Origin of the sequence: Lysobacter oculi, from assembly GCF_003293695.1 — a bacterium.
Lineage (GTDB): Bacteria > Pseudomonadota > Gammaproteobacteria > Xanthomonadales > Xanthomonadaceae > Solilutibacter > Solilutibacter oculi.
The window spans coordinates 575,114-586,452 of the sequence record NZ_CP029556.1 but is presented as its reverse complement, the minus strand read 5'-3'; the positions used below and the strand labels follow the sequence as shown (position 1 = coordinate 586,452).

The 11,339-nt window shown below is 69.1% G+C and carries 14 protein-coding genes, 2 tRNA genes and 1 other RNA gene; 7 read left to right on the top strand and 10 right to left on the bottom strand.

From position 1 onward, the window contains the following. Positions 1 to 11: 11 nt before the first annotated feature. The 4 genes from DCD74_RS02825 to dnaX are packed head-to-tail and all read right to left on the bottom strand — an operon-like array spanning position 12 to position 3,051. Positions 12 to 362, bottom strand: a complete 351-nt coding sequence (locus DCD74_RS02825; RefSeq protein WP_162615883.1) for a histidine triad nucleotide-binding protein — start codon at positions 360 to 362, stop codon at positions 12 to 14. A gap of 39 nt (positions 363 to 401) precedes the next feature. Next, a complete protein-coding gene (recR, locus tag DCD74_RS02820; protein WP_112925978.1) occupies positions 402 to 998 on the bottom strand; it encodes a recombination mediator RecR in 597 nt (198 codons plus the stop codon). Positions 999 to 1,023: 25 nt separating this feature from the next. Continuing rightward, positions 1,024 to 1,350: a YbaB/EbfC family nucleoid-associated protein gene (locus DCD74_RS02815; RefSeq protein ID WP_112925977.1), complete on the bottom strand. Its 327-nt coding sequence runs from the start codon at positions 1,348 to 1,350 to the stop codon at positions 1,024 to 1,026. 24 nt (positions 1,351 to 1,374) lie between these two features. Further along, entirely contained in the window at positions 1,375 to 3,051 is a 1,677-nt protein-coding gene (dnaX, locus tag DCD74_RS02810) for a DNA polymerase III subunit gamma/tau (RefSeq protein ID WP_112925976.1), read from the bottom strand. Between the two features lie 121 nt (positions 3,052 to 3,172). Between dnaX and DCD74_RS02805 the strand changes: the two genes are divergently transcribed. Together DCD74_RS02805 and ffs are read left to right on the top strand one after the other, a co-directional pair. Further along, positions 3,173 to 3,265: transfer RNA gene (locus DCD74_RS02805), tRNA-Ser, on the top strand. Between the two features lie 43 nt (positions 3,266 to 3,308). Continuing rightward, an RNA gene (ffs, locus tag DCD74_RS02800) (signal recognition particle sRNA small type) lies at positions 3,309 to 3,405 on the top strand. Positions 3,406 to 3,416: 11 nt separating this feature from the next. Here ffs and DCD74_RS02795 read toward each other — a convergent pair. Both DCD74_RS02795 and DCD74_RS02790 read right to left on the bottom strand, forming a co-directional pair. Beyond that, complete coding sequence (locus tag DCD74_RS02795) at positions 3,417 to 4,178, bottom strand: MBL fold metallo-hydrolase (RefSeq protein ID WP_112925975.1); 762 nt, start codon at positions 4,176 to 4,178, stop codon at positions 3,417 to 3,419. Then, on the bottom strand, positions 4,175 to 4,933 hold the full coding sequence (locus DCD74_RS02790; protein WP_112925974.1) for a 3-deoxy-D-manno-octulosonic acid kinase: 759 nt from the start codon (positions 4,931 to 4,933) through the stop codon (positions 4,175 to 4,177). Before DCD74_RS02790 ends, DCD74_RS02795 begins: the two co-directional genes overlap by 4 nt. Before the next feature lie 27 nt (positions 4,934 to 4,960). On the opposite strand from DCD74_RS02790, the gene DCD74_RS02785 reads away from it, so the two are divergent. Continuing rightward, positions 4,961 to 6,034: a glycosyltransferase family 9 protein gene (locus tag DCD74_RS02785; protein WP_112927626.1), complete on the top strand. Its 1,074-nt coding sequence runs from the start codon at positions 4,961 to 4,963 to the stop codon at positions 6,032 to 6,034. On the opposite strand, the gene DCD74_RS02780 is transcribed toward DCD74_RS02785, so the two are convergent. After that, positions 6,013 to 6,417 (bottom strand): DUF6165 family protein, encoded by a 405-nt coding sequence (locus DCD74_RS02780; RefSeq protein WP_112925973.1) that lies wholly within the window; start codon positions 6,415 to 6,417, stop codon positions 6,013 to 6,015. The two genes, DCD74_RS02785 and DCD74_RS02780, sit on opposite strands and share 22 nt — an antisense overlap. A gap of 85 nt (positions 6,418 to 6,502) precedes the next feature. Between DCD74_RS02780 and DCD74_RS02775 the strand changes: the two genes are divergently transcribed. Both DCD74_RS02775 and DCD74_RS02770 read left to right on the top strand, forming a co-directional pair. Next, a tRNA-Ser gene (locus DCD74_RS02775) sits at positions 6,503 to 6,593 on the top strand. Positions 6,594 to 6,708: 115 nt separating this feature from the next. Beyond that, positions 6,709 to 7,413: a PP2C family protein-serine/threonine phosphatase gene (locus DCD74_RS02770; protein WP_112927625.1), complete on the top strand. Its 705-nt coding sequence runs from the start codon at positions 6,709 to 6,711 to the stop codon at positions 7,411 to 7,413. A gap of 15 nt (positions 7,414 to 7,428) precedes the next feature. On the opposite strand, the gene dnaQ is transcribed toward DCD74_RS02770, so the two are convergent. The 3 genes from dnaQ to DCD74_RS02755 are packed head-to-tail and all read right to left on the bottom strand — an operon-like array spanning position 7,429 to position 9,286. Continuing rightward, entirely contained in the window at positions 7,429 to 8,184 is a 756-nt protein-coding gene (dnaQ, locus tag DCD74_RS02765; protein ID WP_112925972.1) for a DNA polymerase III subunit epsilon, read from the bottom strand. After that, positions 8,184 to 8,633, bottom strand: coding sequence for a ribonuclease HI (gene rnhA / locus DCD74_RS02760; protein WP_112925971.1), 450 nt, complete (start codon positions 8,631 to 8,633; stop codon positions 8,184 to 8,186). The genes dnaQ and rnhA overlap by 1 nt, the downstream gene beginning before the upstream one ends. 8 nt (positions 8,634 to 8,641) lie before the next feature. Next, positions 8,642 to 9,286: a hypothetical protein gene (locus DCD74_RS02755; RefSeq protein ID WP_237049639.1), complete on the bottom strand. Its 645-nt coding sequence runs from the start codon at positions 9,284 to 9,286 to the stop codon at positions 8,642 to 8,644. A 42-nt stretch (positions 9,287 to 9,328) separates the two neighbouring features. Between DCD74_RS02755 and gloB the strand changes: the two genes are divergently transcribed. Beyond that, positions 9,329 to 10,093, top strand: a complete 765-nt coding sequence (gene gloB / locus DCD74_RS02750; RefSeq protein ID WP_237049682.1) for a hydroxyacylglutathione hydrolase — start codon at positions 9,329 to 9,331, stop codon at positions 10,091 to 10,093. Continuing rightward, positions 10,090 to 11,331, top strand: coding sequence for a lytic transglycosylase domain-containing protein (locus DCD74_RS02745; protein ID WP_237049638.1), 1,242 nt, complete (start codon positions 10,090 to 10,092; stop codon positions 11,329 to 11,331). The genes gloB and DCD74_RS02745 overlap by 4 nt, the downstream gene beginning before the upstream one ends. The last annotated feature ends 8 nt before the right edge of the window (positions 11,332 to 11,339 follow it).

Here is an 11,339-nt window from a genome sequence, read left to right as displayed (position 1 = left end):
ATCGACCGCACTCAGCCCGGCGTGCCGAAGCGTCCGAGCGGCGCGCCCGCCAGCAGATGCAGGTGGATCTGGAAGACGGTCTGCCCGCCGTCGCCATTGCAGTTCATGACGATGCGGTAGCCGTCCTGGTCGAAACCCTGTGCCTTGGCGTAATTCGCCGCCGCCAGCGCCAGCCGGCCGATGATCTCGGGCTGCGAATCGGGCACGTCGTTGAGCGTGGCGAAATCCTGCTTCGGCACGAACAACACGTGCACCGGCGCCTGCGGCGCGATGTCACGGAAGGCGAACAGATGTTCGTCCTCGTAAACCAGTTCGGCGGGGATTTCGCGGTCGCGGATCTTGTGGAAGATCGTGCTCATCATCGGCACCTCATGCGGGGATTCCGCGATGGTAACCGCGCGTCAGCTCATCTCGCTGCGGCTGCCGAACGCATGCGAGAGCGTGCCGCGATCGACGTATTCCAGTTCGCCGCCCAGCGGTACGCCGTGCGCCAGCCGGCTCGGACGCACGCCAGCCTGCCGCGCCAGCTGCGCCAGATAGTGCGCGGTCGCCTCGCCTTCCACGGTGGGATTGGTGGCGATGATGAGCTCGCGCACCTCGCCTTCGCCCAGCCGTTTCGACAACTGGTCCAGCCCGAGTTCGGCCGGGCCGATGCCGTCGAGCGGGCTCAGGCGCCCCTGCAGCACGAAGTACAGCCCGCGATAGCCGGTCGCCTGCTCGATGGCCAGGCGGTCGGCCGGCGATTCCACCACGCACAGTTCCGCCGCCTCGCGCGAGGCGTTGGCGCAGGTCGGGCAGGTCTCGGTTTCGCTGAAATCGCGGCAGCGCACGCAGTGGCCGATCTTCGCCATCGCGTCCGCCATCACCGCGGCCAGCTTTTCGCCGCCGCCGCGCTCGCGTTCAAGCAGGTGGTAGGCCATGCGCTGTGCCGACTTCTGCCCGACACCGGGCAATACGCGCAGCGCCTCGATCAGCTGTTCGAGCAGGGACACGCTCACTGGCGCTTACTCGCGGGCGTGCCGCTCAGAACATCCCCGGCAGCTTCATGCCCGGCGGCATCGGCATGCCGGCGGTGGCCGCGCCCATCTTTTCCTGGCTCGCGGCATTGGCCTTGTTCACCGCGTCGTTGAAGGCGGCGGCGATCAGGTCCTCGGCCATTTCGGCATCGGAGAACACGCTCGGGTCGATGCGCACCTTGCGGCATTCCATCTTGCCGCTCAGCGTCACCGTGACCATGCCGCCGCCGGCGTTGCCGGTGACTTCCAGGCTGGCCAGTTCTTCCTGCGCGCGCTGCAGGTTTTCCTGCATCTTCTGCGCCTGCTGCATCAATTGCGCGATGTTGCCTCGCATGGGGGTGCTCCTTGTTGCGTGATGTCAGTCTTCGAGCGGGCGGATGGAATCGGGCACCAGCTTGGCGCCCTGCTGCATCAGCCGCTGTACGTCGGGATCGTTGAGGAAGGCGTCTTCCGCCGCGCTGTGGCGGGCGTCGCGCTCGCGGGCGTTGCGCTTGCTGAGCGTCTCGCCGGCCGCCTTCGCCACCTCGAGGCGGATCTGCGGCGCCACGCCGAACGCGCCGGCCAGCGATTCGCCGAGTTGCTTGACGGCCATCGGCGTCTTCAGGAATTCGTCATCGCCCGAGAGCGAAAGCGTCAGCACACCCGCCTCGTAACCGATGAAGCCGACATGCGCGGCGAGCTCCTTCGCCAAGCCCTTGAGCTGCACGCCGGCCAGCAGTTCCAGCCAGCTGTCGGCATCCAGCGACAGGGCGCGCGGCGTCGCCGGCAGCGGCGGGTCTTCGCGCATCGGGGCGACCGGCGCGGCTTCGCGCTCACGCTGCGGCACGGGCGCGGGTTCCGGCTGCGCGGTCGCTTCGGCCATCGCCGCACGGGCGGCCTCGCGTCCGCTGACGGCGGGTTTGGGGGATGTGGCGGCGGCGGGCCTTGATCCGGTCGATGCCGCAGCGCCTTCGCCCGCCGGCCGGAACGCCAGCATCCGCAGCAGGCTCATTTCGAAGCCGACGCGCGGCGACGGCGCGATCGGCAGGTCACGCCCGCCATTGACCGCCATCTGGTACCAGAGCTGCACCAGTTCCGGGCGCAGGCGTTCGGCCAGCCCGACGATGTCGATGCCGCCGTCATCCTGCACCTGCATCGCCGGCACCAGCTGGCGCAGCTGCACGCGATGCAGCGTTTCAGCGAACGCTTCCAGCACATGGCCCCAGTCCGGCGAGAGTTCCGCCAGGCCTTCGACTTCGGCCATCAGCCTGCTGCCATCGGCTTCGGCCAGCGCGTCGATCAGCGCACCGATGCGGGCGCGGTCCACGGTGCCGAGCATCGCCGCCACCGCCGCATCGCCCACCTCGCCACCGCCATAGGCGATGGCCTGGTCGAGCAGGGACAGGCCATCGCGCAGGCTGCCATCGGCGGCGCGCGAGAGCTGGCGCAGCGCGCCATCCTCGAACCCGATGCCTTCCGCGCCCAGGATGCGACGCATCTGGCCCTCGATCTGGCCCAGGTCCAGCCGCTTCAGGTTGAACTGCAGGCAGCGCGAGAGCACGGTCACCGGCAGCTTCTGCGGGTCGGTGGTCGCGAGCAGGAACTTGACGTGTCCCGGCGGCTCCTCGAGCGTCTTCAACAAGGCGTTGAAGGCGTTCTTCGACAGCATGTGCACTTCGTCGATCAGGTAGACCTTCACCCGGCCGCGGCTCGGCATGTACTGCGCGTTGTCGATCAGCTCACGCACATCGTCCACGCCGGTGTTGGAGGCGGCGTCGATTTCCAGCAGGTCGATGAAGCGGCCGGCGTCGATGTCCAGGCACGTCCGGCACTCGCCACAGGGTTCCGCCGAGGTGCCCTGTTCGCAGTTCAGCGACTTGGCGAAGATGCGCGCGATGGTGGTCTTGCCGACGCCACGCGTGCCGGTGAACAGGAAGGCGTGGTGGACGCGGCCGGTGCCGAGCGCGTTGGTGAGCGCGCGGACCACGTGCTCCTGCCCCACCAGTTCGGCGAATTTCTTCGGGCGCCACTTGCGGGCGAGGACGAGGTAGCTCATGCGGTCATTCTGCCACGCCGGGCTGCCCCGCCCGGCCCCGCCAAGCGGCTGTTTTGCCTTGTGGCAGGCACGCGCTTAGAATGGCCGGCTCGCGCGCCGTCCCCGGACGACCGCACGACACGGAGAGGTGTCCGAGTGGTTGAAGGAGCACGCCTGGAAAGTGTGTAAGCGTCTAAACCGCGCTTCGGGGGTTCGAATCCCCCTCTCTCCGCCAATTCCAGTCATCGCGCATGGCGCGGTGCACGTCCATGGTGGCCCTGTCGGCCCCCCGCGACGCTAGCTCGAAAATCCCGCCAGGGCCGGAAGGCAGCAACGGTATCGGGCGATGCGGGTGCCGGGGAAAGTCGGCAGGGCCGCCACCTTTTTCAGCCCTGCTTGAAGACGTCCGGCGCGGGCTCGACCAGTTCCAGCACCTCGCCCGGGACGGCCACGCGCATGCCGCGACCGCGCAGCGCCGCGATCTCCTCGTCCGATCCGTAGTGATACAGGTGACAGCGCGCCAGCAGCGCCTTGTCGTATTCGCGCTCAAGGTCCTCGATGCCGCTGTGCGACGGGTTGCCGACCAGCGCGCAGTCGTGGGCGATCAGTTCGCCGGCATCGGCGAAACGCGCCAGCGCTTCGGGAATCGGGCGGGTGTCGCCGGTCCACACCAGGCTGCCCTTGAGGCGCAGGCCGTGGGCGGCGTCAGGCCAGTGGTGGCGCACCGGCACGGTTTCGATGCGCACATCGTCATGCCAGAAATGATCGCCGACGATGATCAGCTGGAAGGCATCCCAGAAGTTCGCGCCGCCTTCGGCCAAGGTGTTCGGGTACTCCGCCACGCGCCGCTGCAGCCACGGCAGCACGCCGGTCGGGCAGTAGACGCGCACGCGACCGCGACGCTCGGGGTTGAAGATGGTGTCGACGAACAGCCGCTCGAAGCCGCTGACGTGATCAAGATGGGCATGGGTGATGTAGAGCGCCCACGGATATTCGCCGTAATGCTCGACGTAGCGGGTCAGGCCTTCGGAGCCGCAGTCGATGGCAAGCCACGGCCGGCCGTCGCGCTCGATGCAGGCCATCGCGCTGCCGAATTCGGCCACCGCCATCGCGCCACCCGTCCCGAGAAACCGCAGGCTCCAGCTCATGTCGATCCTCCCGCCATGGCTTGATCATACGCATGGAGCAGATGGGCGAAGCCGGCTTCGATCGCCCTGGCCTGGCCTCCGCCGGTGATCTTGTCCAGCGATCGGCGCAGGCGCGAAAGGTTGGCCTGCCGCCAGCCCGAAGCCGCATCGGCACGGATGCGGCCCTTGTCGAAATCGATCATCCAGCCTGCGTTGCCGGCATCGAACAGCAGGTTGTGCGCGTTGAGGTCGGGGTGGTCCAGCCCGGCACGGTGGAAGCGCGCGATCAGGGCCCCGCATTCGCGCCAAGGGGCCGAAGCCGCATCGTCCAACACCCGGTGGCCGAAGGAATGCACGCCGACGATGCGTTGTAGCAGGATGGCGGCGCGATAGCGGCGGCCCGAACGCCAGTAGGCGGCGGCCAGCGGCATCGGGACCGGCAGGCCTTGCACATGCAGCGCCTGCAGCAGGCGGAACTCGGCGAAGCTGCGCACGGCGTCCTGCCCGCGCCAGACAAAGCTGTCGTGGCTCAACTTGGCCATCAACCCGCCACGCAGGTAACGCCGCAGCACCATCGCGCCCGACGGCGCATCGATGAACCAGGCGGCGCCACGGCCACCGCTGCCGACCGGCTGCGCATCGGCGCCCCAGTGCGCGGCATCGAACCATTCCGGCGCCGGCGTTTGCGGCAACGCGCGGGCGTCGAACACAATGGCGCCATCCCCGCGCGCATGGTGTAACGGCAGCATGGTTTCGCTGGATTCGCGCATCGACATGACCCGAGTCTAACAATCCACGTGCACATCCCCGCGCCCGCTCCTGCATCCATCTGCCTGCTGCGCCTGTCGGCACTGGGCGATGTCACCCATGTGCTGCCGTTGATCCGCACCTTGCGCGCGGCGTGGCCCGAAGTGGAACTGACCTGGGTCATCGGCAAGGGCGAGCGCCGGTTGCTGGACGGGCTGCCCGGCGTGCATTTCGTCGAATACGACAAGAAGAGCGGCCTGCGCGGGATGTGGGCGCTGCGCAAGGCATTGAAGGCGCATCTGGGGCCGCGCAAGCGTTTCGATGTGCTGCTGCAGATGCAGGTAGCCGCCCGCGCCAACCTGCTGTCGGCGTTCATTCCGGCGCGCCGGCGCATCGGCTACGACAAGGCGCGTTCGAAGGACCTGCATGGCGTCTTCATCAACGAGCGCATTCCCGACCGGCCCGGCATCCATGTGCTCGACGCCCTTGGCAGCTTCTGCGAGCCGCTCGGGCTGGTGCAGCGCGATGTCGCTTGGGACATGCCCGTGCCCGAGGCCGCGTTCGAATGGGCGCGCGCGCAATGGGTGGACGACGGCCACCCGGTGCTGATGATTTCACCGGCCTCCAGCCACGCGCGCCGCAACTGGCGGCCTGAGCGTTACGCCGCGCTGGCCAACCACGCCGCCGCCGAAGGCTGGCGGGTGGTGCTGTGCGGCGGTCGCAGCCCGCTGGAACGCGAACTGGGCGACGCGATCATCGCGCAGATGGAATTGGCGCCGCTCGACCTGATCGGGAAAGACACCCTGAAGCAGCTGCCCGCCCTGCTCGCCCGCGCCGACCTGCTGGTGACGCCGGATTCCGGCCCCATGCACATCGCCAACGCCATGGGCACCCGGGTGCTGGGCCTGCATGCCGCCAGCAATCCACGCCGCAGCGGGCCGTATTCGGATGTGCGTTTCTGCGTGGACCGTTACGACGATGCCGCGCGGAAATTCCTCGGCAAGCCGGCCAGCGAACTCAAGTGGGGCGCCAAGATCGAGTTCGACGGCGTGATGGACCTGGTGACGGTGGACGATGCCATCGCCGCCTTCGAACGGTTCCGCGCGTTTCAGGCCGAAGGCGCGCGGTAGTCCTCGTACGACTTCTCTTCGATGTAGCTGGAACCCAGCGCCAGGTTGATGTCCTTCTTGATGCGCGCGCGCTCGTCGTTCTCGAAATAGACGCTGCGGGCCAGCTGGACGAAGCCGTCATCGAAGGCCTGCGCTTTTTCCTTGACGCGGATGTCGTCCTCGATCACCCACAGCCGCTCGTTGACGGCCTTCAGCGCCTGGCGCAGTTGGGCGATGTCGTGGCCGGCGGCGGGATGCGCCATCCACGTCTTCTCCAGCGCGGACAGCTCGTTGCGGACATTGGCCAGCTTGGCCTCGTCCTTCATCCGCTCGGACTTGATCTGCAGGATGGCGATCTTGTCCAGCAGCTCACCGAAGGACACCGGCACCAGGATCTCGGACATCGACACGCTCCCGTGGAAAGGCCCAGTTTACCGTCACTTGTGGCGGCCCCGCGCCGTCCGTATCATGTGCGGCTCGCTGCACGCCGGAGAGGTGGCAGAGTGGTTGAATGTACCTGACTCGAAATCAGGCATACGTTAATAGCGTATCGGGGGTTCGAATCCCCCCCTCTCCGCCAGATAACGAAAAACGCCCCCTCGCGGGGCGTTTTTTGTTGTCCGTCTTCCATCCCCACCTTGCCGCGCGCACCCACCGCCGCGATGATGCTGCATCGTCCCCCGCGCCCTGACCGCATGATCGAATTCGGCCACATCACCCATCCCGGCCTGCGTCGCGCCCTCAACGAGGACACCTACCACGGCGATGGCGGGCTCGGCTTGTGGCTGGTGGCCGACGGCATGGGCGGCCACGAATACGGCGAAGTCGCCAGCGCCATCGCGCGCGAAACCGTGGTGCGCGAGGTCCGCGACGGCACGCCGCTGGCGCAGGCCATCCGCATCGCCGGCGAAGACATCCTGCGCAGTCCGCGCAACCGCCGCGACGCGCTGCCGATGGGCACCACCGTGGTCGCAGCCCGCGTGCAGGGACCGCGCTTCGAAGTGGCCTGGGTCGGCGACAGCCGCGCCTACCTGTGGCAGGACGGCAAGCTGGTGCAGCTCTCGCACGACCACAGCTACGTGCAGGAGCTCATCGCGCAGGGCACGCTGGGCGCGGAGGAAGCGCGGCGCCACCCGCAGCGCAAGGTGGTGACGCAGGCGCTGGGCGTGACCGACCCGGCGCAGCTCGACATCGAACGGCTCACCGGCACGTTTGCCGGCGGCATGCAGCTGCTGCTGTGCAGCGACGGGCTGACCGAGGAAGTGGACGATGCGGCGATCGCGGAGATCCTCGCCCGCCCCGGCCTGACCGCGCAGGAATGCGCCGACACGCTGGTGGCCGCCGCGCTCGACAACGGCGGCAGCGACAACATCACGGTGCTGGTCCTGCGCTGCCGCTGAGGCGACGTCGCGGCTTCAGCCCGCCAGCGCGCGCCAGAGCACGACCGGCGCGGGTTTCTCCGGCACGGCGGCCTTGTCGAGCTTCTTCTGGATGGCGTCGAGGCGGGCTTCGTGGGCGCCGCGCTCGTCATCGCCCACCACCACGCGCGGACGCGGCCCCAGGCTGCCGGCCTGCGCCAGCAACGCCTGCGCCGCGGCGTGGGCGGACGCGACATCGACGGCATCGGCTGCCGCATCGAAACCGATCTCGCCCTGCCCGGCGGTCATCGCCAGATAGACATCGGCCAGGATCTCGGCATCGAGCAAGGCGCCGTGCAGCGTGCGGTGGCCGTTCTCGACATCCAGCCGCCGGCACAGCGCGTCCAGCGAGTTGCGCTGCCCGGGCCAGCGCAGCCGCGCCATCTCCAGCGTGTCGAGCACGCCGGCATGGTCGGCCATGCTGCCCAGGTGCGGACCGACGCCACGCAGTTCGTTGTCAAGGAAGCCGATGTCGAACTTGGCGTTGTGGATGATGAGCTCGGCGCCACGGATGAAGTCGAGGAACTCCTCGGCCACTTCCTCGAACTTGGGCTTGTCGGCCAGGAACTCGAGCGTGAGGCCGGTGACCTCCTGTGCGCCTTCCTCGAACGCGCAGTCGGGCTTGAGGTAGCGGTGGAAGGTGCGGCCGGTGGGCCGGCGCTCGACCAGTTCCACGCAGCCGATCTCGACCACACGGTTGCCCTTGCGCCATTCCAGCCCGGTGGTTTCGGTATCCAGCACGATCTGCCGCATCAAGCCTGTCCTTCCTGTTTCACTTTGATCGCCGCGTCGCGGGCCAGCGCGTCCACGCGTTCATTGTCCGGGTGGCCGGCATGGCCCTTGACCCACTTCCATTCGATGCGATGCCGCCGCGCCGCCGCGTCCAGGCGCTGCCACAGGTCCTGGTTCTTGACCGGCGCGCCGGCGGCGGTTTTCCAGCCGCGGCGCACCCAGTTGGGCAGCCATTCGGAGATGCCCTGCTGGACGTAGCGCGAATCGGTATGCAGCGCGACCTGGCAGGGCTCGGTCAGCGCTTCGAGCGCGGCGATGGCCGCCATCAGCTCCATCCGGTTGTTGGTGGTGTCGGGCTCGCCGCCGGCCAGTTCGCGCTCCTTGGCGCCGTAGCGCAGCAACGCGCCCCAGCCGCCGGGGCCGGGATTGCCGAGGCAGGCGCCATCGGTATGCGCCTCGATCGCCTTCATCGCCGCCGTCACGCCACGTCGCCCATCGCCGGCACGAACGCCGGCAGGCGCCTCATCGTCAACGGCATGCGGCGTTTCTCGGCGGCCAACAGGTAGGCGGCACGTGCGCCAGCCCCGAGCTGGAGCTGGGGTTCGATGCGGCTTCGCCAGCGCGGCCCGAGCCCCTGCGCCACCGGCTCCGGCACCAGCCCGGCGCGTTTCAGGCGGCGACGCCAGGTCACCGGCTCGCGCCCGGACACGCCTTCGCCGAACCAGTGCCCGCGATACGGCGACAACGGATTGAGCGAGAAGACCGTCAGCCGCCCGCCCGGCACCAGCACGCGCTCGCATTCGGCCAGCCAGGCCTCGACCGGCGCGCCTTTAACATGCTGCAGCACGATGGCGCCGACCGACTCGCTTGCCAGCGGCAAGGCATCCGCACAGGCGACATCGCCCATCCAACCCGACGGGCCGGGGCAGAGCCACAGCCCATGCGGCTGGTCGATGGATGCCGGCCTTGGCACCGCGCTGAACGCCAGCCACGGCAGCCCCGGACGCGCCGACAGCGCCTCGTACAGGCTGGGCAACTCGCTGGCCAACAGGGCCAGGCCGGCCTCGCTGGCGTACCAGCGGGCGGCGGCATCGGGTTGACGGGCAACGGTCAGGGCGGGCATCGTCGCCCATTCTACGTGCCGCACCCATCTCATTTGACCCTGATATCGCCGCCCGCGCCCCTGCCCGCCTTCGACGACAACTACCTCTGGTGGCTACCGTCCGCGCATGGCCCGGTGCTGGTGGATCCGGGCGATGCGGCCCCGCTCCTGCAGCGTTTCGGCGACGCACCGGCGCTGGCCGGGATCCTGCTGACCCATCACCACGATGACCACATCGGCGGCGTCCCGGCCCTGCTGCAACGCTGGCCGGGCACGCCGGTCTTCGCGCCGGACGAGCCGCGCATCCCGTTCGCCACCCGCCGCGTGGTGGAGGGGGATGAGGTCGATGTCGGCGGCTTCCGGTTCAAGGTGATCGAAGTCCCCGGCCATACCCGCAGCCACATCGCCTATCACGGCCACGGCCTGCTGTTCTGCGGCGATGCGCTCTTCAGCCTGGGCTGCGGGCGGATGTTCGAAGGCGACGCGCCGACGATGCGCGCCTCGCTCGACCGGCTGGCCGCACTGCCCGGCGACACGCAGGTTTGCTGCGGCCACGAATACACGCTTGCCAACGCCGCCTTCGCCCGCCAGGTGATGCCGAGGAACCCGGCGCTGGCCGAACGCGCCGCCCGGGCCCGCGCGCAGCGGCAGGCCGGCCAGCCCACCCTGCCCGCCGTACTGGCCGACGAACGCGCCTGCAACCCCTTCCTGCGTCTGGACGATGACGAGGTGCAGGCCGCGCTCACCGCCCACCTGGGCCACGCGCCCGCCGACCCCGACGCCGCCTTCGCCGCGCTGCGCGGCTGGAAGGACGGGTTCCGCGCATGAACCGACGGATCCGGCTTGTATTCGCCGCCGCGATGGCGGCTTCGCTCATCGCGCCCCCGGCCTTCGCCGCCGATGCCAGCGACGCCACCGACACCCGCCTGGGCGGCCGCAACCCCGGCATCGCCACCCGCAGCGGGCTGGAGATCCACAAGCGCTTCCGCCAGCACCTGGCCGAGCCCGACTGCCGCAACGCCAGCCCGCGCTGGCGCGCCCATTACGCCCACGCGCCCAAGCGCCTGGCCACGCGCGACGACGAGCTGCTGGCGGTGTTCGGTTACGTCGTCGACGAGCTGATCAAGGCCGGCCTGCCCACCGAATACGCGCTCATTCCCTTCATCGAGAGCGGCTACAAGCCAGGCGCGAAGAGCGGCGCCGGCCCGGCCGGGCTGTGGCAGTTCATCGCACTCACCGCCCGCAACCAGGGCATCCCGATCCGCGGCGGCTACGACGGCCGCTATTCGGTGGTGGATTCGACCAAGGCCGCGGTGCGCTACCTCAAGATCCTGCACAGCATGTTCGGGCGCGACTGGCGGGTGGCGATCATGGGCTACAACGCCGGCGAGTACCGGCTGATCGGCGCGATCAAGCGCAGCGGCATGACCCAGCGCAACGCCGACGCCGAACGCATCCAGGGCGTGCCGGCGCTGACCCGCGCGTATGTCGAAAAGCTGCACGCCATCTCCTGCCTGATCGAGCAGGCCGACGACCGCGAGTCCTGGCTCAAGGCGATCGACCGCCCGGTGCCGCTCTTGGTCGCCGAGGTGGTGGATGAAGATGCGGCCAACCTCGACGCCTGGGCGCGCGCGCGCCAGCTCGACCCCGCGCTGCTCAAGCGGCTCAACCCGGCGCTCGCCAGCGGCGGGCTCGGTGGCGGCAAGCAGGCGCCGATGCTGCTGGCACCGATGCGCGGGGATCGTGCCGCGGTGGTGAATGTCGATGCGCCGCCGGCGAAGGCATCGGCATCGGAAGCCCCGGTGCTCGCGAGTGCCGAGCCTTCACCGAAAGCGGGCACAGCGGCTGCCGCATCCGCATCGACATCCGCACCCGCATCGACATCCACATCACCCAGCGAGCCCACCGCCAGCGGCACCCACGTCGTCGCCAAGGGCGAATCCTGGTGGACCATCGCGCGCCGCCACAAACTCACGCTCGCGGAGCTGCTGCGCCGCAACGGCCTGAAAACCGGCACGCCACTACGGCCCGGTATGGTGCTGAAGCTCGACGCCGCCCGCCCCTGACGGGCAAA

Coding starts and splice junctions, on each gene's coding strand:
- DCD74_RS02780 (WP_112925973.1), bottom strand. CDS start 6,417: ATGTCCGAGATCCTGGTGCCGGTGTCCTTCGGTGAGCTGCTGGACAAG.
- DCD74_RS02795 (WP_112925975.1), bottom strand. CDS start 4,178: ATGAGCTGGAGCCTGCGGTTTCTCGGGACGGGTGGCGCGATGGCGGTG.
- DCD74_RS02755 (WP_237049639.1), bottom strand. CDS start 9,286: ATGCCCGCCCTGACCGTTGCCCGTCAACCCGATGCCGCCGCCCGCTGG.
- dnaQ (WP_112925972.1), bottom strand. CDS start 8,184: ATGCGGCAGATCGTGCTGGATACCGAAACCACCGGGCTGGAATGGCGC.
- dnaX (WP_112925976.1), bottom strand. CDS start 3,051: ATGAGCTACCTCGTCCTCGCCCGCAAGTGGCGCCCGAAGAAATTCGCC.
- DCD74_RS02745 (WP_237049638.1), top strand. CDS start 10,090: ATGAACCGACGGATCCGGCTTGTATTCGCCGCCGCGATGGCGGCTTCG.
- rnhA (WP_112925971.1), bottom strand. CDS start 8,633: ATGAAGGCGATCGAGGCGCATACCGATGGCGCCTGCCTCGGCAATCCC.
- DCD74_RS02825 (WP_162615883.1), bottom strand. CDS start 362: ATGATGAGCACGATCTTCCACAAGATCCGCGACCGCGAAATCCCCGCC.
- DCD74_RS02815 (WP_112925977.1), bottom strand. CDS start 1,350: ATGCGAGGCAACATCGCGCAATTGATGCAGCAGGCGCAGAAGATGCAG.
- DCD74_RS02770 (WP_112927625.1), top strand. CDS start 6,709: ATGATCGAATTCGGCCACATCACCCATCCCGGCCTGCGTCGCGCCCTC.
- DCD74_RS02790 (WP_112925974.1), bottom strand. CDS start 4,933: ATGTCGATGCGCGAATCCAGCGAAACCATGCTGCCGTTACACCATGCG.